This is a genomic window from Pseudovibrio sp. FO-BEG1 (genome assembly GCF_000236645.1).
Lineage (GTDB): Bacteria > Pseudomonadota > Alphaproteobacteria > Rhizobiales > Stappiaceae > Pseudovibrio.
Genome location: NC_016642.1, coordinates 2,409,605 through 2,428,715 on the forward strand (window position 1 = coordinate 2,409,605; position 19,111 = coordinate 2,428,715).

General features: G+C 52.9%; 20 protein-coding genes and 1 tRNA gene. 9 read left to right on the forward strand and 12 right to left on the reverse strand.

Annotated features, from left to right (window positions below; translation table 11 throughout):
* Positions 1–48 precede the first annotated feature (48 nt).
* The 6 genes from pobA to pcaQ form a co-directional block, all read right to left on the reverse strand.
* Entirely contained in the window at positions 49–1,266 is a 1,218-nt protein-coding gene (pobA, locus tag PSE_RS11060; protein ID WP_014284938.1) for a 4-hydroxybenzoate 3-monooxygenase, read from the reverse strand.
* Positions 1,267–1,470: 204 nt separating this feature from the next.
* Positions 1,471–2,097: a histidine phosphatase family protein gene (locus tag PSE_RS26675; protein WP_014284939.1), complete on the reverse strand. Its 627-nt coding sequence runs from the start codon at positions 2,095–2,097 to the stop codon at positions 1,471–1,473.
* Between the two features lie 26 nt (positions 2,098–2,123).
* Complete coding sequence (locus PSE_RS11070; protein ID WP_041768338.1) at positions 2,124–3,479, reverse strand: TRAP transporter large permease; 1,356 nt, start codon at positions 3,477–3,479, stop codon at positions 2,124–2,126.
* The gene (locus PSE_RS11075) at positions 3,479–3,991 is read right to left on the reverse strand and encodes a TRAP transporter small permease (RefSeq protein WP_014284941.1); all 513 of its coding nucleotides are present in this window, start codon (positions 3,989–3,991) and stop codon (positions 3,479–3,481) included. The genes PSE_RS11070 and PSE_RS11075 overlap by 1 nt, the downstream gene beginning before the upstream one ends.
* A gap of 2 nt (positions 3,992–3,993) precedes the next feature.
* Complete coding sequence (locus tag PSE_RS11080; RefSeq protein ID WP_014284942.1) at positions 3,994–5,028, reverse strand: TRAP transporter substrate-binding protein; 1,035 nt, start codon at positions 5,026–5,028, stop codon at positions 3,994–3,996.
* A gap of 247 nt (positions 5,029–5,275) precedes the next feature.
* Positions 5,276–6,256 (reverse strand): pca operon transcription factor PcaQ, encoded by a 981-nt coding sequence (gene pcaQ / locus PSE_RS11085; RefSeq protein WP_014284943.1) that lies wholly within the window; start codon positions 6,254–6,256, stop codon positions 5,276–5,278.
* A gap of 41 nt (positions 6,257–6,297) precedes the next feature.
* On the opposite strand from pcaQ, the gene pcaD reads away from it, so the two are divergent.
* From pcaD to PSE_RS11130, 9 genes are all read left to right on the forward strand, one after another.
* On the forward strand, positions 6,298–7,497 hold the full coding sequence (gene pcaD, locus PSE_RS11090) for a 3-oxoadipate enol-lactonase (protein WP_014284944.1): 1,200 nt from the start codon (positions 6,298–6,300) through the stop codon (positions 7,495–7,497).
* Complete coding sequence (gene pcaH / locus PSE_RS11095) at positions 7,481–8,239, forward strand: protocatechuate 3,4-dioxygenase subunit beta (RefSeq protein WP_014284945.1); 759 nt, start codon at positions 7,481–7,483, stop codon at positions 8,237–8,239. The genes pcaD and pcaH overlap by 17 nt, the downstream gene beginning before the upstream one ends.
* Before the next feature lies 1 nt (position 8,240).
* A complete protein-coding gene (gene pcaG / locus PSE_RS11100; RefSeq protein ID WP_014284946.1) occupies positions 8,241–8,852 on the forward strand; it encodes a protocatechuate 3,4-dioxygenase subunit alpha in 612 nt (203 codons plus the stop codon).
* A gap of 9 nt (positions 8,853–8,861) precedes the next feature.
* A complete protein-coding gene (locus PSE_RS11105) occupies positions 8,862–9,716 on the forward strand; it encodes a CoA transferase subunit A (protein WP_014284947.1) in 855 nt (284 codons plus the stop codon).
* Positions 9,713–10,504 (forward strand): CoA-transferase subunit beta, encoded by a 792-nt coding sequence (locus PSE_RS11110; RefSeq protein WP_014284948.1) that lies wholly within the window; start codon positions 9,713–9,715, stop codon positions 10,502–10,504. Before PSE_RS11105 ends, PSE_RS11110 begins: the two co-directional genes overlap by 4 nt.
* Positions 10,504–11,709 carry a 3-oxoadipyl-CoA thiolase gene (gene pcaF / locus PSE_RS11115; protein ID WP_014284949.1) on the forward strand — a complete coding sequence of 402 codons (1,206 nt, stop codon included), beginning with the start codon at positions 10,504–10,506 and terminating at the stop codon, positions 11,707–11,709. The genes PSE_RS11110 and pcaF overlap by 1 nt, the downstream gene beginning before the upstream one ends.
* Positions 11,710–11,716: 7 nt before the next feature.
* Positions 11,717–12,781: a 3-carboxy-cis,cis-muconate cycloisomerase gene (locus PSE_RS11120; RefSeq protein ID WP_244421375.1), complete on the forward strand. Its 1,065-nt coding sequence runs from the start codon at positions 11,717–11,719 to the stop codon at positions 12,779–12,781.
* Between the two features lie 32 nt (positions 12,782–12,813).
* Positions 12,814–14,205, forward strand: coding sequence for a M20 family metallopeptidase (locus tag PSE_RS11125; RefSeq protein ID WP_014284951.1), 1,392 nt, complete (start codon positions 12,814–12,816; stop codon positions 14,203–14,205).
* A 206-nt stretch (positions 14,206–14,411) separates the two neighbouring features.
* Positions 14,412–14,487: transfer RNA gene (locus PSE_RS11130), tRNA-Phe, on the forward strand.
* Positions 14,488–14,878: 391 nt separating this feature from the next.
* Here the strand turns inward: PSE_RS11130 and PSE_RS11135 are convergent.
* The 6 genes from PSE_RS11135 to PSE_RS11160 all read right to left on the reverse strand — a co-directional run bounded on the left by PSE_RS11135 (position 14,879) and on the right by PSE_RS11160 (position 19,022).
* Positions 14,879–15,310, reverse strand: a complete 432-nt coding sequence (locus tag PSE_RS11135; RefSeq protein WP_014284952.1) for a hypothetical protein — start codon at positions 15,308–15,310, stop codon at positions 14,879–14,881.
* Between the two features lie 47 nt (positions 15,311–15,357).
* Positions 15,358–16,104, reverse strand: coding sequence for a hypothetical protein (locus PSE_RS11140; RefSeq protein ID WP_014284953.1), 747 nt, complete (start codon positions 16,102–16,104; stop codon positions 15,358–15,360).
* A gap of 66 nt (positions 16,105–16,170) precedes the next feature.
* Complete coding sequence (locus PSE_RS11145; protein WP_014284954.1) at positions 16,171–16,758, reverse strand: phage tail protein; 588 nt, start codon at positions 16,756–16,758, stop codon at positions 16,171–16,173.
* Positions 16,755–17,504, reverse strand: a complete 750-nt coding sequence (locus tag PSE_RS11150; RefSeq protein ID WP_014284955.1) for a phage tail protein — start codon at positions 17,502–17,504, stop codon at positions 16,755–16,757. Before PSE_RS11150 ends, PSE_RS11145 begins: the two co-directional genes overlap by 4 nt.
* Positions 17,497–18,639, reverse strand: a complete 1,143-nt coding sequence (locus PSE_RS26680; protein WP_014284956.1) for a baseplate J/gp47 family protein — start codon at positions 18,637–18,639, stop codon at positions 17,497–17,499. Before PSE_RS26680 ends, PSE_RS11150 begins: the two co-directional genes overlap by 8 nt.
* The gene (locus PSE_RS11160) at positions 18,639–19,022 is read right to left on the reverse strand and encodes a phage baseplate assembly protein (RefSeq protein ID WP_041768343.1); all 384 of its coding nucleotides are present in this window, start codon (positions 19,020–19,022) and stop codon (positions 18,639–18,641) included. Before PSE_RS11160 ends, PSE_RS26680 begins: the two co-directional genes overlap by 1 nt.
* Positions 19,023–19,111 lie beyond the last annotated feature (89 nt).

A 19,111-nucleotide genomic window follows, 5' to 3' on the forward strand; every position in this document is an offset into this window, starting at 1 on the left:
CGCCACAAGGGTGGGGAGAGAGGGATGGGCCTCTCTCCAATCGCTGGATCAGGCAGCTGATAAGGTCAGCGCGTCCAGCTCTTCAAACTGCAATCCAACATACTCTTCTGCCAAAGCCCTCTGCTGGGTCTCGTTTTGCAGCAGCAGCTCGTAGCTGTTCTGTTGGATCTTGGCATCAAAGCCATTCATCTCCGGGAATACATGCATCAGCTGTGTCATCCGCCAGGAGAAGTTCTCCGAGCTCCAGACCCGGCGCAGGGCCAGTTCTGAGTAGCGCTCCAGATGGGTCGAGCGATTGCTCTTGATCTGCTCAATCAACCCGCGTGAGAGATAGAACACATCAGAAGCTGCCAGATTGAGTCCTTTCGCGCCTGTTGGCGGCACGATATGCGCTGCATCTCCAGCAAGGAACATACGCCCGTACTGCATAGGCTCTGCCACGAAGCTGCGAAGCGGCGCGATGGACTTTTCGATGGAAGGGCCGGTGACAATCTCTGATGCGACTTCCGCCGGGAAGCGGGCCAGAAGCTCTTCCCAGAACCGCTCATCAGACCAGTCCATAACGCTGTCTGTCAACGGACACTGAATGTAATAGCGGCTCAGCAGCCGGTTGCGCTGTGAGGCAAGGGCGAAGCCGCGCTCATGATAGGCATAAACCAGATCCGGCAGCGGTGGCACTTCCGCCATGATACCCAGCCAACCAAACGGATAGGCACGCTCATAAGTGCGCAAGATGTCCGCTGGGATTGTCTTGCGGCTCACACCATGGAAGCCATCGCAACCTGCAATGTAATCACAGTCCAGACGATGCGTTTGCCCGTCTTTCACATAGGTCACATAAGGCGCGGCTGCTGTGACATCATGCAGGGCCACATCTGCAGCTTCGTTGATGACATTGCCGCCCGCTTTCTCACGTGCGTCATACAAATCTTCGGTGATGTCGGTCTGACCGTAGACCATCATCTCCTTGCCCGTCCATTTGTGCGTATCAATGAAATGGCTCGGGAAGCCCTGCCGCGTAATCCATGAGCCTTTTTTGCTCTTCCCGTTTTTGTCCATGCGTTCTGCCAAGCCGTAATCGCGCAGCAGCTGCACAGTGCCTGTTTCCAGCAGACCCGCCCGGATGCGGGAGAGCACATAATCCTTGGTGCGCTGTTCCAGAACAATGCTGTCGATGCCGTTTTCGCTCAGGATGTGAGAAAGTAATAAACCAGCCGGACCGCCGCCGATAATCGCAACCTGAGTACGATCTCTATGGTGGGTCATGAAAAATTCCTTAGGTTCAAAACATCTGTCAGGTCGCGGCAATTGGGATATGCGCTAAGTCAGAAGTAAAATGGATTGCGAATACACGTTTGAATAGTGCTCAGTGTTGCCGTTTATGATTGCTATGTAAAATTGATTTATCGGCAAAAATCATAGCGAAATTGCTATGTGAGCCTTTGGGAAATTGATGAGGTGCTCTCGATGTTAGTTTGACCTTTGAAGATGGCAAACATCATTGAGCCTTACCACTCTTGAGCAGCCATCTTCATCACGTTTTAAATGTGTAATGCTGCAGGGCTTGATGTCATACATAATGTTCTGCAGGTGGGTGTCACTTGAAAGACCAAGCCACCAGTTGATCATGTAAATGATCGAGTTTGCATGGCTAACAACCACTGCTCTCTCAATATTGGCCGCATCCAGATGGTTCATGTACTGCTCAACTCTGCTGTACAGCATCCTCCAACTTTCTCCGCCATCATACGGAATCCAATCAAAGATTGGCTGAGTTGGAGGAACTCGGATTTTATCGGCTTTAGCTTTAGGCAGATCCTTTGCTACCCCGTTGTTCAGCTCACGTAGTTCTGGGGTTTTGACGAGTGGGCCACCAGTTCTCGCGGCTATCCATTCACTCGTCTGAGATGCGCGCTTTAAGTCACTCGTAAAAATAGGAGCGGAAAGAAAGCGGGCATCCTCTGCCAGATACTCAGCCGTTCGCTTTGCCTGATCAATGCCATGAGGTGTTAGGGCGGTATCAGTCCAACCACCCACAACACCTTGCAGCAGATGCTCACTTTCGCCGTGTCTCAAAAGGATCAGTTCGTTTAACATATTGATCGTCGGTGGCTTAGCGAATTTTAAGAAAGCAGCTTTGGTAGCCAGAGGGTTAGGGCTGGGAAGCTGACTAGAATGGCGACGCGTACCAGTTCGGCTCCGAAGAAAGGTGCTACGCCTTTGAAGGTCTGGCTCATTGGCGTGTCTTTGGCCAGAGCCGAGATGACGAAGACGTTCATGCCCACTGGCGGCGTGATCAACCCGAGCTCGACGACAATCAGCGCCAGAATACCGAACCAGATTTTCAGGTCTTCCGTGCTCATGCCATACCCGGCGCCATCTGCGCTCTGATACATGCCGCCGTTCAGTTCCATCAGAACCGGCCAGAAGAACGGGATCACCAGCAACATCATGGACATGCTGTCCATCAGGCAGCCAAGTGCTATCAGAGCCAACAGGATCAGGAGCATCACCGTCATCGGCTCCAGACCAGACCCCGCAATCCAGGCAGCGGTCTCTTGCGGAAGGCCAATGCGAGACATGAAGATCTTGAGCAGTTCAGCACCGAGCAGGATCAGATAGATCATACCTGAAGTGGCTGCTGTCTCCTTCAGCGCTTCGATCATGTCTCCAAATGCCAGATTGCGCTGGAGCAGGCCGAACATCATCACGAGGAAAACACCAACCGCAGCAGCTGGTGTCGGATTATAGAAGCCGAAGTAGATGCCGCCGATGACAAGTCCGAAAACCGTCAGCACAGGCAGCACGCCGAGGGAGGCTGCGAGGAACTCTTCACGTGTTCCGGCACCGCCAGCAGGACCAGAGGAGGGGCTAACGAAAACGTAGAGCGCAATGACCGCCAAGAACAAAAGAACGGCCAAAATACCCGGAATAAACGCAGCAACGAACATAGTAACGATGTTCGCTTCCACGATCACCGCATAGATGATCAAAACAACGCTTGGTGGTATGAGAATGCCCAGAACTCCGCCAGCGGCGAGCGTTCCTGTCGCCAAAGCGCCTGAATAATTGTAACGCTTCAGCTCTGGCAGAGCCACTTTGCCCATGGTCGAGGCGGTCGCGAGCGAGGATCCGCAAACTGCACCAAACCCAGCACAGGAAGCAATGGCGGCCATTGCAGTACCGCCCTTCATCCAGCCCAGCCACGCATTGGCCGCTCTGAACAGAGACTGGCTCAAACCAGTTTTTGAGGCGAGCGCCCCCATCAGAATAAACAGCGGAATGACGGAAAGGTCGTAAATGGCGAACTGGCCATAAGCTAATGTTTTCAACTGGCTAAGCAGCAGCATCGGGCCGTTGATCAGCGCAATCCCAACCCCGCCGACAAGGATCATGGCGTAAGCAATCGGGATACGGATAACAATAAGGAACACCAAAATGGCGAGGGCGCCGAAGCCCATAAAAAGACTAGCCGCCATCAGGTTCTCCGGATCAGATCTCTGGAGTTTTCACTCAAGGTGATGATCGCGCCAACGCTCAGCAGGAAAAGCGAAATCAAAACAGGTACATACGCATACCAAACAGGGATCTGCAAAATTGCGGTGGTGTATTCGTATTCTCGTTGATCAGACATACCGTAGTACATGCGCCACAACAGTAGCAGCCCAAATCCAAACGCGATCACAGATGCGATCAATGCAAGAAGCGCCTTTAAACGCGGTCCTGCTTTGCTGGTAAAAATGTCCGCTGTGACATTGGCATCAGTGATCTGGCAGAACGGCAGGAAGGAAAAAACTGCGATAGCAACGCCGATCTCGGTGAGCTCAAAATCTCCGGGAAATGGAGCCGCCCACATATTGCCAAGGGTGGAGTAGATGTTGACTGCGACAACTGCCAGCAGAACCAAACCACCGGCAAGTGCCCATGCTACAATAAGTTTTTCGAAAGCACCGGCAATGCCGGTGCGTCCGAGTTTTTGAAAGGCGCCCATAGCTACTCGCTGTGCTTGGAAATCAATGCCTGTGCTTTTGCAACCATCGCGTTGCCATCAATGCCTTTTTTGGAAACTTCCGAGGTCCACTTTTCTACCACTGGAGCCAGAGCTTCTTTGAAGACAGCTGTTTCTTCGTCAGAAAGAGTGATGTGTTTGTTGCCTGACTTTACTGCGAGGCCGATGCCAAAGTCATCTGTCGCGCGCCAAACTTCACCAACCTTTGCCCACCACTCAGGACCAGACGCATCGCGGAAAGCTTTCTGAATGTCAGCAGGCAGGCCTTCCCAGCGGCCCTTGTTCATGGAAACCTGGAAGACAGAAGTACCAAAGCGTGCTTTGCCAGCACCTTCGATCTGGTATTCGGTCTGTTCCTGAATTTTCAGCGGTGGGATGATTTCCCAAGGAATGAACGCCGCGTCAATCACGCCCTTCTGCAGAGCAGTCGGTAGTTCAGGAACCGGCATTGCAGCTGGGGATGCGCCAAGCGCTTCAATCACCCATGCACCGGTGCGCGATGGCGTACGGATGCGCATGCCAGCCATATCTGCCGGGCTGCGCACTTCTTTATCACGTGTTTGCAAGCCATTACCCGCATGCACGTGCAGGAACATTACTTCAAGGCCTTTGTAGTCAGCCTTAAGATCGCTCTCAAACATGTCGTAGAGCGCAAGGTTTGCAGCGCGAGGGTCATCAAGGAAAACAAACGGGAGTTCCATCACTTCAGTGCGTGGGAACAGGCCAGGTGTGTAACCATTCAGGGTCCAGACCAGATCAACCACGCCGTCACGTGCTTGGTTCACCAGCTCAGGCGGGCGACCACCCAGTGACATGGATGGGTAGATCTCGATTTTGACCTGACCACCGGAGTTCTCTTCAACGGCCTTTGCCCATGGTTCCAGCATCTTGGTCTGTGCCGGTGCCTTCGGGCTTAGAAAATGGTGAAGCTTAAAAGTGTATTCTGCCGCGCCTGCCATGGAAACACTGGCAAGCAGAAGCGCTGTTGAAGCGCAAAGGCCTTTGAAATTACCAAACATAAGTATGTGACCCTCCTGAAGAATGGTCGAAACCAGACACGCCTTCCTGATCCTGCACTTGGGACAGTCTCAGCTCCCGAAGGCTGTCGAATTCTTAATCACGATCCGGATGATCCGCCAAGGGAATTCTTAGGAATCACCACTGTGAATTCGGAGAATTACATACACTTTTCAAAATGAATAATGAAAAATACCGTGCTTTTCATGCCGCAATGGGTATCAATATGTCCTCCGAAATGGCTTTCCTTCAGTAGGCTGGAGCGTGGGTTTCTTCCCGCTCGCTCAGGTCCATCAGAATCTCCGCAAAGCATTGAGCTGCACTGTCCAATGTCTCGCCTGCACGCATGTTGAGGCCGACTGATCCCACCGTAGCACGGGTATCGATGGGTAGTTCCACAAACTGGCCGCTCTCGATCTCTCGGGCAATCACGCCGCGGGAAATGATCCAGATTGCATTGTATTCCTGCGTGAATGCCCGACCGAAAGAGTCTGATACCGTTTCGATCGCCTGCTCTGGTTCTGGGATGCCATGTTCAATGAAGAGACGGTCCACGAAAGGGCGGATAATCGAGGCTGCGGAAGGCATTAGGACCGGAAAGGCATCCAGTTCGCTCACGCTGATTTGTGGCTTACCTGCTAGCGGATGGTTCTTGTCGACAGCAAACACCACACGCTCACGGTAATGCGGCTCAAACACCAATCCCTGCATGTTTTCAGGAGCGGGAAGGCGGCCCATAACCAGATCCAGCTCACCGTTTCGCAGTTGATCCAACAGAACGTGGTTCTCACCGGTCACGATATGCAGTCGATTCCGCAGGCCCGTATCAAGGAAAGCTTTGACGGCTTGTGGGATGAGCGAAGCAGCGACAGTTGGCAGCGCTCCGATGCGGACCATTGGCCCATCGCTATAGCTGAGCTGAGATAATGCATTGATGCCGTTACGGGCAGCCGCCAGACTGGTGCCTGCATGGCGCAGGAAAACCTCACCATAGTGGGTGATGCGAATGCCGCGCCCGTCTTTTTCAATCAACGGCTGGCCGCAGATTTCTTCCAGTTCACGAATAGTCCGCGTTACTGCGGGTTGGGTCAGGTGAAGAACCTCCGCAGCGCGGCTTACGCTGTTTTGGCGGGATACCTCAACAAAAGCTTCCAAATGCCTGAGCTTTAATCTGCGCAAGTTATTCATAACAATCTCAATATGATTAATCTGGATAATATCATTATTCATTTTGAAAAGGGCATGCAATTTATCCGTTTAGGGGGATGTGCATGCACTTCATAGACTTAAACGCGACCACGCTTCACTTCGAAAAGACCAGTTCAGACACGGCTGCTCCAGCGCTTGTTCTGATCAACTCATTGGGAACGGACTTTCGCATTTGGGATGAGTTTCTGCTTCATCTCGGGCATCAAGGCGAAGTCCTGACCTATGATAAACGAGGGCATGGTCTTTCTGGTGTTGGGGACGCGCGTTACTCCATTGATTTGCATATGCGAGATCTTGCTGCGCTTATGGACAGTCAGGGCATCAAGAATGCGGTGATTTGCGGTGTATCTGTAGGGGGAATGATCGCAATGGCGCTGCAGGCAGCCCGACCAGATTTGGTCAGAGGGCTCATCCTGTGTGATACCGCACCACGCATTGGTGACCCTCAGGGGTGGCAGGACCGCATCGACGCGATTGAGGCCAACGGGATGGAGGGGATCGCCGATGCGGTGATGTCCCGTTGGTTCTCAGCAGGCTTTCAAGAAGAGATGCCAGCTTCTGTCGCAGGTTATCGCAACCTGTTGTGCCGGACACCGGTGGATGGATACCTCGGCACTTGCGCGGCCATTCGTGATGCGGATCTGACATGCTCAGCAGCTCAGATCGACGTACCTGTTTTGTGCATCGCAGGGGAGGATGATCAGTCCACCCCACCAGAGCTGGTGGAAGAGATGGCAAACCTCATCCCGAACGCCAAGTTTGAGCGGGTACGCAACTGCGGACATTTGCCGAGCATTGAGCAACCTGAGTATCTGGCGCATCTGGTTCGGCAGGCAATCTCGCGTTGGCCGGGTAACGTTGATCAGCGTGAACAGCGTCAAACTGAAATCTACAAACAGGGAATGCAAACACGTCGCCGGGTGTTGGGGGACACACACGTGAATGCAGCTGAAGTACAAAAGAACAGTTTTGATGCGCCATTTCAGGAACTTATTACTGAAGCCGCATGGGGTCATGTATGGTCAAGGCACAACTGGACATTGCGAGAGAGGTCCATTGTAACTATTGCGCTTCTCGCTGCGTTAGGGCACCTAGATGAAGTAGCCATGCATGTGAGGGCTGCAAGAAACACCGGGGCAACACGGGAAGATATAAGCGAAGCTCTGCTGCACACCGCAATTTATGCTGGTGTGCCAGCCGCAAACAGCGCCATCAAAGTCGTAAAAAATGTGTTCGCGCAGCTTGATGCGTCAGGGGAGTGAGATGAGCAAGCCAACGACCAATGCTGGTCCGTTCTTTCCGCGAGATCGAAACTGGCACCCGCAGGCATTGTCGCCCAATTACAAGACGAGTGTGTTGCGGTCTCCGCAAAAAGCACTTCTGTCATTCGGAAATACAATCAGCGAAACCACAGGCCCTGTGTTCGGCCACAACATGCTTGGTGAGCTGGATCATGATCTGGTGTTGAACTACGCCAAGCCCGGTGAAAGTGCGTTGGGAGAACGCATCATCGTGCATGGCCACGTTCTGGATGAAGAAGCCAGGCCTGTGCCAAACGCGCTGGTGGAGGTGTGGCAGGCCAATGCAGGTGGTCGCTACCGTCACAAGAAAGACGGTTATCTGGCTCCGCTTGATCCGAACTTTGGTGGATGTGGCCGCGTCATCACGGATGAAAACGGATACTATGCCTTCCGCACTATTCGTCCAGGCCCATATCCGTGGCCAAACGGGGTAAATGACTGGCGTCCTTCGCACATTCATTTTTCTCTGTTCGGTTCCGGCTTTGCGCAGCGTCTGATCACGCAGATGTACTTTGAAGGTGATCCGCATATTCCGATGTGCCCGATTGTTCGAACCATCAATGATCCTGCGGCCATTGAGATGCTTGTTGCCAAGCTGGATATGAACCACACCGTGCCAATGGATGCACGCGCCTATCGATTTGATATTGTTCTGCGCGGACGTCGCTCGACCATGTTTGAGAACCGTATGGAGGGCAACTGATATGACGAAGCTGGAGTATCTGAAAGAAAGCCCAAGCCAGACTGCTGGCCCTTACGTTCACATTGGTTGCACCCCAAACTTCATTGGTAACACGGGGATCTTTAAGGAAGACCTTGGTGCCCGCATGGTGAATGAGCAGACCAACGGACAGCGTATCACCATTAAAGGTCGCGTGTTTGATGGAGCCGGCACACCACTAAAAGACGCCATGCTAGAGATCTGGCAGGCAGATAGTGAGGGCCTGTTCAACAGCCCTTCGGAAACATGTGGAGATGCAGATCCAAACTTTACAGGCTGGGGACGTCAGCCGGTAAATCTGGAAACTGGTGAGTTCTGTTTTGAGACTGTGAAACCGGGTTCTGTGCCGTTTCCTGATGGCAGAGCGCAAGCGCCGCATATCAACTTCTGGATCGTCGCGCGCGGGATAAACATCGGCCTCAACACGCGTATGTATTTTCCGGAAGAGGAAGAGGCTAATGCCGTTGATCCGGTTTTGGGACGAATTGAGCATCGCGTTCGCGTCCCAACGCTGATCGCCAAGCAATCAGGCGATACCTACACCTTTGATATTTACATTCAGGGTGAAAACGAAACCGTCTTCTTTGATATCTGATTGATAAATATGGCTGAATTTCTGTCTCTAAAAGATGCGGTCAGGAAATACCTCAAAAGCGGCGACATGGCCGCTTTTGAAGGTTTTACGCATCTCATCCCCCACGCTGCTGCCCATGAAGTCATCCGGCAAGGCATTGATGAACTCACCATCGTCCGCATGACACCGGATCTTATTTATGATCAGCTCATCGGTATGGGCTTGGTCAAAAAGATGATCTTCTCCTATGCGGGTAATCCGGGAGTTGGTTTGCTGCGCCGGGTGCGCGATTCAATCGAAAATGGCTGGCCGCGGTCCATTGAGATTGAAGAGCACTCCCATGCAGCCCTTGCCAATGCTTATGAAGCTGGTGCAGCAGGACTGCCATGTGCGGTCTTTCGTGGGTATTTGGGAACAGAACTTCAGCGCGTGAATCCGAACATCAGAAGCGTGACATGTCCCTTTACAGATGAAGAGCTGGCAGCCGTGCCATCCATTCGGCCAGATGTCGCTTTCATCCATGCCCTCAAAGCGGATCGCAAAGGCAATGTGCTGATCGAAGGGATTGTGGGTGTGCAGAAAGAAGCTGTTCTGGCGGCCACACATTCCATCGTGACGGTTGAAGAAGTGGTCGATGAGCTAGATACGCATATGAACGCTTGCATTCTGCCACACTGGACGGTCTCAGCCATATGCGAAGTGCCAGGTGGAGCGCATCCATCTTATGCGCAAGGATACTACGGCAGAGACAACAAGACTTACATCGACTGGGATCCGATTGCTGCAGATCGCGAAAAGTTCCAGGCGTGGATGGAAGAGCATGTGTTGAAGCAGGGGCCAGATGTGTTTGCTGGCCGCATCAAAGGGCTGGAGGTGACGTCATGACTGAGCAAGACTTTACCCCGGACGAGATGATGGCCATCGCCGCATCCCGTGCCTTGAGCAACACAGATGTTTGTTTTGTCGGTATTGGCCCTCCATCAGCCGCCTGCAACATCGCACGCCTCACGCATGCACCTGACATCACGTTGATCTACGAGAGCGGGACGATTGGTACTGCGCCAGATGTTCTCCCCCTTTCTATCGGTGATGGAGAACTCTGCGACACAGCGCTGACAACTGTCTCCGTAACCGAGATGTTCCGCTACTGGCTGCAGGGCGGAAAGATCACTGTCGGTTTTCTGGGGGCGGCACAGATTGATCGTTTCGCTAACATCAACACGACGGTGGTGGGTGACTACGACAATCCAACAGTGAGATTGCCGGGCGGTGGCGGTGCGCCAGAGATTGCGTCGTCCTCTCAGGAAATCTACGTCACCATGAAGCAAAGCAAGCGTGGTTTTGTTGAGAAACTGGACTTTTTTACCTCCTTCGGACACGGAGAGGGCGGTGACCACCGAGCACGTATGGGCATCCCGACAAAAGGCCCGACACTGCTGATTACAGACCTTGCCATCTGGAAAACTGATCCTGTTACCAAAGAGCTGACGGTGGTTTCCCTTCATCCGGGTACGACCAAAGAACGGGTGCAACAAACCGTGTCTTGGGCTGTACGTTTCAGTGATGATTTGCAAGAAACCCCTGTGCCGACTGAGGAGGAACTGTCTGTTCTGCGCGCATTGAAAGCGCGAACAGCGGTGGCACATGCGGGTAACAGAGTGGAGACGGCCTGATGTCAGAGGCATATATTTGCGATTATATTAGAACACCAATTGGTCGTTATGGGGGCGCACTGTCTTCTGTTCGGGCAGATGATCTGGGTGCTCTGCCAATCAAGGCACTGATGGAACGAAACCCTTCCGTAGATTGGGAAGCGGTTGATGAAGTGTATTACGGCTGTGCCAATCAGGCTGGCGAAGACAACCGCAACGTTGCGCGCATGGTTGCTCTGCTGGCGGGCCTGCCAGAAGCTGTTCCGGGCACGACACTGAACCGCCTGTGTGGCTCTGGCATGGATGCCGTGATTGCAGCGGCCCGTGCTATCAAAACAGGTGAGTGTGATCTGGTGATTGCAGGTGGCGTGGAGTCCATGTCTCGCGCACCTTTCGTCATGCCAAAGGCCACCACGCCGTTTTCTCGTGCAAACGAAGTGTTCGATACCACCATTGGTTGGCGCTTCGTGAATCCGAAGATGAAGAAGCAGTTCGGCATCGACAGCATGCCGGAGACTGGTGAAAATGTGGCCGAAGACTTTGGCATCTCCCGTGCGGATCAGGATGCATTCGCTGCCCGCTCTCAGGCAAAAGCTGCTGCAGCGCAGGAAAATGGCCGTCTTGCCAAAGAGATCATTGATGTAACGATCCCACAGCGCAAAGGTGATCCGATTATCGTCTCAACTGACGAACATCCACGTGCTGGGACTACTGCTGAGAAACTAGCAAAACTGCCAACGCCATTCCGTGAAAACGGCAGCGTCACTGCGGGCAATGCGTCCGGTGTAAATGATGGTGCAGCAGCATTGATTGTTGCGTCTGCTGAAGCGGTTAAGAAATACGGCCTCACGCCAATCGCACGTGTGCTTGGTGGGGCAACAGCAGGCGTATCTCCACGCATCATGGGTATTGGGCCTGCGCCTGCTGCAAAGAAGCTCTGCGCCCGCTTGGACCTGCAGCCATCCGATTTCGACATCATTGAGCTGAACGAAGCCTTTGCAAGTCAGGGCATCGCTGTCCTTCGCGAATTGGGCCTTGATGAAAGCGCTGAGCACATCAACCCGAATGGCGGTGCAATCGCATTGGGTCACCCACTTGGCATGTCTGGTGCGCGCATCACCGGTACCGCTGCTCTGGAGCTGAGCCTGCAAGGCAAAAAGCGCGCACTGGCGACCATGTGTATTGGCGTTGGTCAGGGCATCGCAATCGCACTCGAAAGGGACTGATGTGGTTGTGAGCCTCTTCACAGATCCGGTGTGGAGCGGATTGTTTGGAGATGAGGAGGTGCAAAATGCCTTCTCACTCAAAGCAACGCTGAACCACTATCTGGCTTATGAAGTGGCTCTCACCAATGCATTGAGCGCATATGCGCTCATTTCACCAGAGGCAAAAGAAGCTGTACTCAAAGGCTGTGAAGGTTTTGAGCCAGACCTTGCTGCATTGAAAGCGGGCGTTGCCAAAGATGGTCTGCCTGTTCCTGCATTTGTTGCACAGTTGCGTGCCCACATTGGTGAACCTGACGCTGCTGCATGCCATAAAACATCCACCAGTCAGGATGTTATGGACACGGCACTGGCTTTGGCCTTGAAACAAGTCTCACAAGTTCTGACTACTCGTCTGGCAGCAGTGATTGACGCACTCGAGACGCTGAAGTCAGCAAATGCCGATCATACACTTATGGGACGAACTCGTATGCAAGCTGCCCTGCCAATCACAGCAGGTGATCGCATTGTAACGTGGATCTCACCGCTGAGGCGTTATCAGCAGAAGCTGGAAGACGCTGCAAAAAAGGTTTCTATACTTCAGTATGGTGGCCCTGTTGGAACTTCCCCAATACAAGGTGTGCATGTCGAGGCCATTGCCTCGCAAATGGCGATTGAGTTGGATCTGGGAGTGCCCACTCAGTCATGGCACACGCAGCGAGATAATCTGAGTGATTATGCGAATGTGCTTTCCATGATTTCCGGTAGCCTCGGCAAGCTGGGTGCGGATGTCGCGCTGATGGCACAACAGGGTGTTGGTGAAATCAAACTTACTGGCGGAGGCAGCTCGTCGGCCATGGCTCACAAGCACAATCCAATCAATGCAGAGCTGTTGGTTACGCTGGCGCGCTACAACAGCACGCAAGTATCCGCCATGCATAGTGCGCTGGTGCATGAGCAGGAGCGTTCAGGTGCTGCGTGGGCTTTGGAATGGATGATCCTGCCCGGCATGTGCATGGCGACGGGAGCCGGTCTTCAGAGTGCATTAAAGCTGCTGAAACAAACAGAGTGGATTGGAACTCCCTTAAGTGATTAACTGCGCCAACTGAGTTTAGAGGGAGAACGAGAATGTCCAGTCGCAATGAAGCCATCCAACGGGCGGAAACCTACTTCGACAGCGGCGCATTCCTTAAAGACCTGGCACGATTAATCGCAATCCCTACTGAAAGCCAGGAACCACACTCTAAGCCCCAACTGATGCGTTACCTGAAAGAAGAGATGCGCCCTCTGCTCGAACGTCTCTGCTTCAAAACGCACATCTTCGACAATCCCAACCCAGCCGGTGGTCCTTTCCTCTATGGCGAGCGGATTGAAGACCCAAGCCTCCCTACAATCCTCACTTACGGCCATGGTGATGTGGTGCGTGGTCAAGCAGGCAACTGGATGGGTGGCAGAGATCCTTTCGTTCTGGAAGAAGATGGTGATCGCATTTATGGCCGTGGTACGGCTGATAACAAATGCCAGCACCTCATCAATCTGCAAGCTTTGGGCTGTTTGCTTCAGGAAAAGAAGCAACTGGGCTTTAATTGCAAAGTAATCATTGAAACCTCCGAGGAGACAGGTTCTGCTGGTCTTCAGGAGTTTTTCGAAGAACACAAGAGAATGCTGGCAGCTGATGTACTCATCGCTTCCGATGGTCCACGATTGCAAGCTGATACACCAACTGTTTTCACAGGTGCCCGAGGGGCACAGACCTTTACCTTGCAAGTAAACCTGCGTGATGGCGCAAATCACTCCGGTAACTGGGGTGGCCTGCTAGCCGATCCTGCTATCATCCTTGCCAATGCGATCTCCTGCATTGCTGATGCTCGGGGTCAGATCCAGATTCCGGGCTGGCGTCCAACCAGCCTGACGCCGGACATTCGTGAAGCGCTCAGTGAGCTGCCTATTGGGGATCCTCAAGGGCCGACAATTAGTGAGAACTGGGGTGAAGAAGGACTGACACCTGCTGAGCGTGTGTTCGGTTGGAACTCCTTTGCCGTATTGGCCATGAAAAGCGGCGTTCCGGAAGCCCCCGTCAACGCCATTGATGGCTACGCTTTCGCTGTCTGCCAACTGCGCTATGTGGTGGGAACGGACGTTCAAGGCCTTATCCCGGCACTGCGCGCTCACTTGGATGCGAATGGCTTCAAGGATGTTGAGATCAGACAAGAAGACCGTGGCTTCTTCCACGCAACCCGTCTTTCTCCGAACAATCCGTGGGTGAAAATGGTTTCTGCTTCCTTGGAAGAAACGAGCGGCAAGAAACCTCATGTGCTGCCAAACCTCGCAGGCTCATTGCCCAATGAGTGTTTTGCTGAAACTCTCGGAGTGCCAACAGTTTGGGTGCCACACTCCTATGCTGGATGCTCTCAGCATGCGCCTAACGAGCACATCCTCAAGCCCGTTGCGCGAGATGCGCTGCGCAATATGGTGGCTTTGTTCTGGGATATTTCAGAAAATGGAGCTCCCAACGAGTAGGTAAGAGGCAACGAAGAGCCTTAGAAGGCAATCAATGCTGCTAAAAGCGCTATGATTTAAGGAGCTTAGGAATTTCTGTTAAGTGGGCAGTGGAGAAATCAGATTTCTTTAAAAAAAATGCATTTGCCCGCTGGACAGGAGAAATCTGGCACCCTATAAGACGCTCACCTTCGCGGGACGGAAAACAAACCGCCCCAGCAGAATGTGCCCGGATAGCTCAGTTGGTAGAGCAGCGGATTGAAAATCCGCGTGTCGGTGGTTCGAATCCGCCTCCGGGCACCACTTATCTCCTTGAAATTGTTAGATAATAAACCGAGCATTCGCTCTGCTTGCTCAAGGTTTGACACTTTTTTCGGCATGGTTTGACACTTTTGCTCTAACTGCTTGCTGATGTGGCGCGGCGTGAGATTTTGCACCGATGGGCAAAATAACGTGCACAACGCCTCTTTTCTTTCCCTACAAAATTTGAGCGTTAGAAGAACAACAAAATAAGTCTTTCTAACGCCCGGTTTTGAAACCGTTTAAGATACTCTTTTAGGGCTTACGTTTTCTGCATTTGCGCCTCCGGCCAATGGCCGAATATCTCCACGACCCGGTGCCTGGAAAACTTCCGGGCCTTTCGCTCCATACTGAAACCAGCCAGCGAATATCTCGCCGGATATGTTCCGGCTTGTTAGAACTGCTCTGTCAGTGCAACCACTTCAGGCGGGCACTCCGGCCAGCTCGCATCCAACGTGAAGTTGATGTCTGGATCATCAGCAAGCTCAACAACCTTGGCCCGCATAGCGCCCACCCAATCCAGTGCAGCCTTTGTGCTGGTCAAAAGCGTAGCTTCATCTGCACTGCGATCTGAAGTGGATTTGCCAGCAATGGCAGCAGCCGCCGTTGCCATATTCATTTGGGTCTCAGCGCTGGCCTGCGCATAAATGCGCTTGCGACATTCATCTTTAATGGTTGTGAGACGGGCTCCTTTTTTAGCTCCATCAATGGCAGCTTGAGGCACGCCAGCAGCTTTCAAATCTACTTCACTCCAGGCAATAAACGATCGGCCTGCATGCTTCAGACTGAGGCTCTGGCCTTCAGGTTGCTCATAGTAATCTGACATGGTTTTACACTCGTGATAGAGGGTCAAAATAGGAATGTGGCAGAAGCTTAGGGCAGTTCATCAAGTGGGATGTTCATGACGTAGGAGGCTGGATTATCATTCCTGCTGATATGGTCTTTTAGACCTGCACCAGAGGCTGTCATGGCAGAGAAGAACACACCAACAGGCCCGAAATGTGCCAGAATGTGCCCTGCTGGAGTACCTTCACCAACCGTAGGTATGTGAATGTTTCCAAAGCGGAACGTCACGCCCTGATTGCCCGTGTGAACAGACGTCGAGCACGAGACAAGGGCCAAATAGGAACTTGAGGAAAGGCCAGCATGCTCTGGAGCAACTGTTGGCAACTTAAAATCCAAAAAGCAGAAATTGATATAACTTGAGCCATACCATCGGAAACCATTGAGTGCAGAGGATTCCTCTCCGCCACTGACATGGATGTAAGAGCCAAAAGTAATCTTGCGGTGATTATTCTCATCACCATACAGATTGATATGGCAATCTCTGGCAATGACTGGCTCGTTCATATGGTAATCACTCAGCAAATAGATAAAGCCTCTGCCATGACGGGGCACAAGATCAAAGGCTTTGCGAAGCGTCCTGAGCGGATTTTCCTGTGTTCCATCATTGCTATTGTCACCATTTACGGCATCCACGTAGAAGGTCCGGCGCAGGTCTGGCGCAACCTTCATAATCTCTTCAATCTGCTCATCATGTTTGGAGTACGTTTCCCGGACGGCTTGGGTGAGGTCTTTGGCGGATTGGATCACCTCATTCAGACGTTGTGTCAGGCTCATTTAAACTGATCCTTTCAATCGAATACTCTAAGAGTTGAAATTTTGGGGGAGACATTGAGTGCTTTGTTAAAGGCGCTCCTGAACCTCAAGACGACGTTGCAGCTCATCCCTGCTGGAACGGGCAATCCGCAGATCTCGGCGTAACTCACGGGAAATTTCTTGCTGTTGAAAGCTGTTCAACTGCAACGCAAGGATCGCAGAGGCAAACCCGGCAAATTCTTCTCCAAAGAAGAGTTGCAGGTCCACATCACCTGTCACTTCAACAACACCTTGTGGAAGCGCGGCAAGTGCCAGAACAAAGGAAAACGCAATCGGTACGCCAGGAGTGTACTGAGCCAAAGGCGTTTCTGGATTAGACCAGACAGCAAGCAAAGTGCCGTCCTCTAACAAGACGCCCAGCTCTGCCAGTGTGAACCCGCTGTCTCCGTCAATCTTGGCTGTGATCTCCATCTGAAAATCATCCAGATAGCGAGACCCAACAATCTCAACACGGGCTTTTTCTGATTTCAGGCTGTTCTCATTGCCCGTTGGCGTGTAGCGCGAGGTGCCGAAAGCAAGATGTGTGATCCTGGCATGAAGACCAGCATCTGACGCCTCAAAAATGGATCGCATACCAGCGCGCGTAAGTGTCGGATTAATGGCCTTAAGGCTCATATCAAAAGCTCTCCATGAAGTGAAAGAAAGGAATGCCCTCGCACAGTTGCCCCGCAGCCAAACACTGCCCCCATCTGCGGTAAAACCGGCTCAGCTGTTTTTGTCACGAACTCAATACCTCGTGCCATTACGCCGGTACTCAGAGTTGCTCCAGTCTCAGGAAGGACCATAGCGCCCGTGGGCTGTGTGTAGGCATTGGAACGGCCTGCTATCCCTAGATTGAGTGTGCTTTCAAACTCTGCTCCAAGCTCAAAGTTAGTGTCCTGGGACCAACGCTTGGTCGCGTCCACCATGGTTAGAGCGGCTCTTTGAACCTTCTCATTCAGCAGCACCGCTTCATCTTCAAAAAGATGCTCATTGGCGTAAACGGTCAGGTTATGGGTGTCGTGTGGGCCTTCCGGCTCTTGCTGCCACCAATGCTCGAAATGTGGGCGAATGCCGATCAAAGACAGGCCAAGAGCGACACCGTCATCAGTGCCTTTTTCTTCGTGCAACTCCCAGACTTGATCGATCAGGCGGCGTACGGCTTCTTCTGGCAGGCCGTCCTCACCGATGAACTTTTCCAGCGACCGGTCATGGATTGCCAGCGGCAGGGCTTCTGTCGAGATCTCACTGGAATCGCGCTGCATCAGAACAGAGAAGTCGAATTCAGCTGCCATCGCCTCAAACGCATCCAGAAAGGCACGAGAGCGTTGCTCGTTAATGCTGGACGAGATCAGGGTGTGAGGGAAACGGCGGTCAGTCATTGCTGCTCTCCGGTTGCAATATCACATCGCCAACCACTGCAAACTGGGTCTTCCCGAGCTGCCGAGAGCCTAGATTTGCCACATGCAAGTCCACGTCCACCACGCCTTCGACATGACGAACGGCAGGCGTTAAGGCGGATAATGCCAGATAGTCGCCTAGGCGCTGTGACCAGATGAGGCTCGCTTTACGAATGGCTTCCTCTGAGGCTGCACGGGCGGTTTCAAAGTCTCCGCTGGCCTTCAAAGGGCCGGTAATATGAACCGTCACTTGCTCGCCTGGATGGACGCTCAGCTCATCGCCTTGTGGGCGTTTGCTATCGGGGTCCAGATAAGTTTTAAGTTCCTCACAGAACTGAGCACTTGGCGCTCCGGAGGTCAGCAACACATAAAGCGCAATGTGGCCCGGTTCTGGCCGGATCACTTCTACGTCGGCAATGTCTGGCGAAAACGCACGGGCTTGCTGGCGGTAGCTTTCCTTCGGTCCAGCTTTGGAAATTCGGTCATGGGCTTTTGCCGCACGATAGAGCAATGAGCCATCGTCTTCTGATGTCGTGCCGCCATCACTGGCCGTTGTATTGGTCACGCTGACATCGGGGTAGCCCGCAGGCATTTGTGTGATCTGGCCGGGCAGCAATCCGTTTGCATCAGGTCCGGATAGTGTTGCAGTGGCGCGAGCCTTCAAAGAGACGTCGCCCGCCTTTAGAAACTGCTGATCGTCCAGAGCAAAAGAAAACTCCCCGGCGCTCACCTCAAGGCCTCGTGGCAAAACAAGGTCGGTGCTACGAGGGGCGTCGAGCGTGAAAGTCAGCTCTACCCGTGCGGGCTTTGATTTCAGGCGAAACGTGCCGTTGTTAGCGGCGGCCACGTCCAGTGAGTGATCCCTGGCAAACAGCAGCCAGCGCTTATCAGCGGCATCCTGCCCCTCTTTGCCGAGCAGTGACAAGCCATAGGCGAGCAGGTTAATGAGCAGCATCTCATAATGAGCGGGATAGAGCTTGCGCTGTGGTCCGTCCGGGTGGGTTTCCCACCACGCCACCAGCTTTTCCTTCCAGGCCTTGGCTGAGGTGGTGAAATGTTGCGGTGGGCCGCGACGGATCAACTCGCCTGTGGTCAGGGCTTTGATGAGGCTTACCATCACTCGGCCCTCATCAGATCAACATCTGTGCGCTGAATATCGGAAAGCACATCAGAGCGCGGACGCCAGAAAATGGACGCAGCGAAGTAAGCAAAGCCGAGCTGTTCAACAACTACGCGCTCAAGCAGAACACGCGGCTCCCACCGACTGATGCCTTCCCAGATCGCCTTGGAAATACCGGGAATAGCTTCTGCCGCGTTGCGGTCAATATAGGTCAGAGCATCGCAGAACTGCTCAGGCTCTGTAGGCACGGACAACTTCGGCGTCAGGCAGATAATACGAATGGCTTGGGCCAGATCATCAAGCCCCGCCACCGCCTCATTCCACGGCGCGTCATCGTTCTGCGCTAACTTAATCTGCCAATGGAGGGGATCCAAAACCATCGCCCGTAAACATCCTTGCCAAAACTTCCAGTTGTAGGCAAGCTATCGTGCGGGCGAGGATCAGGTTACGGAAGTGTTCCGCAGATAGG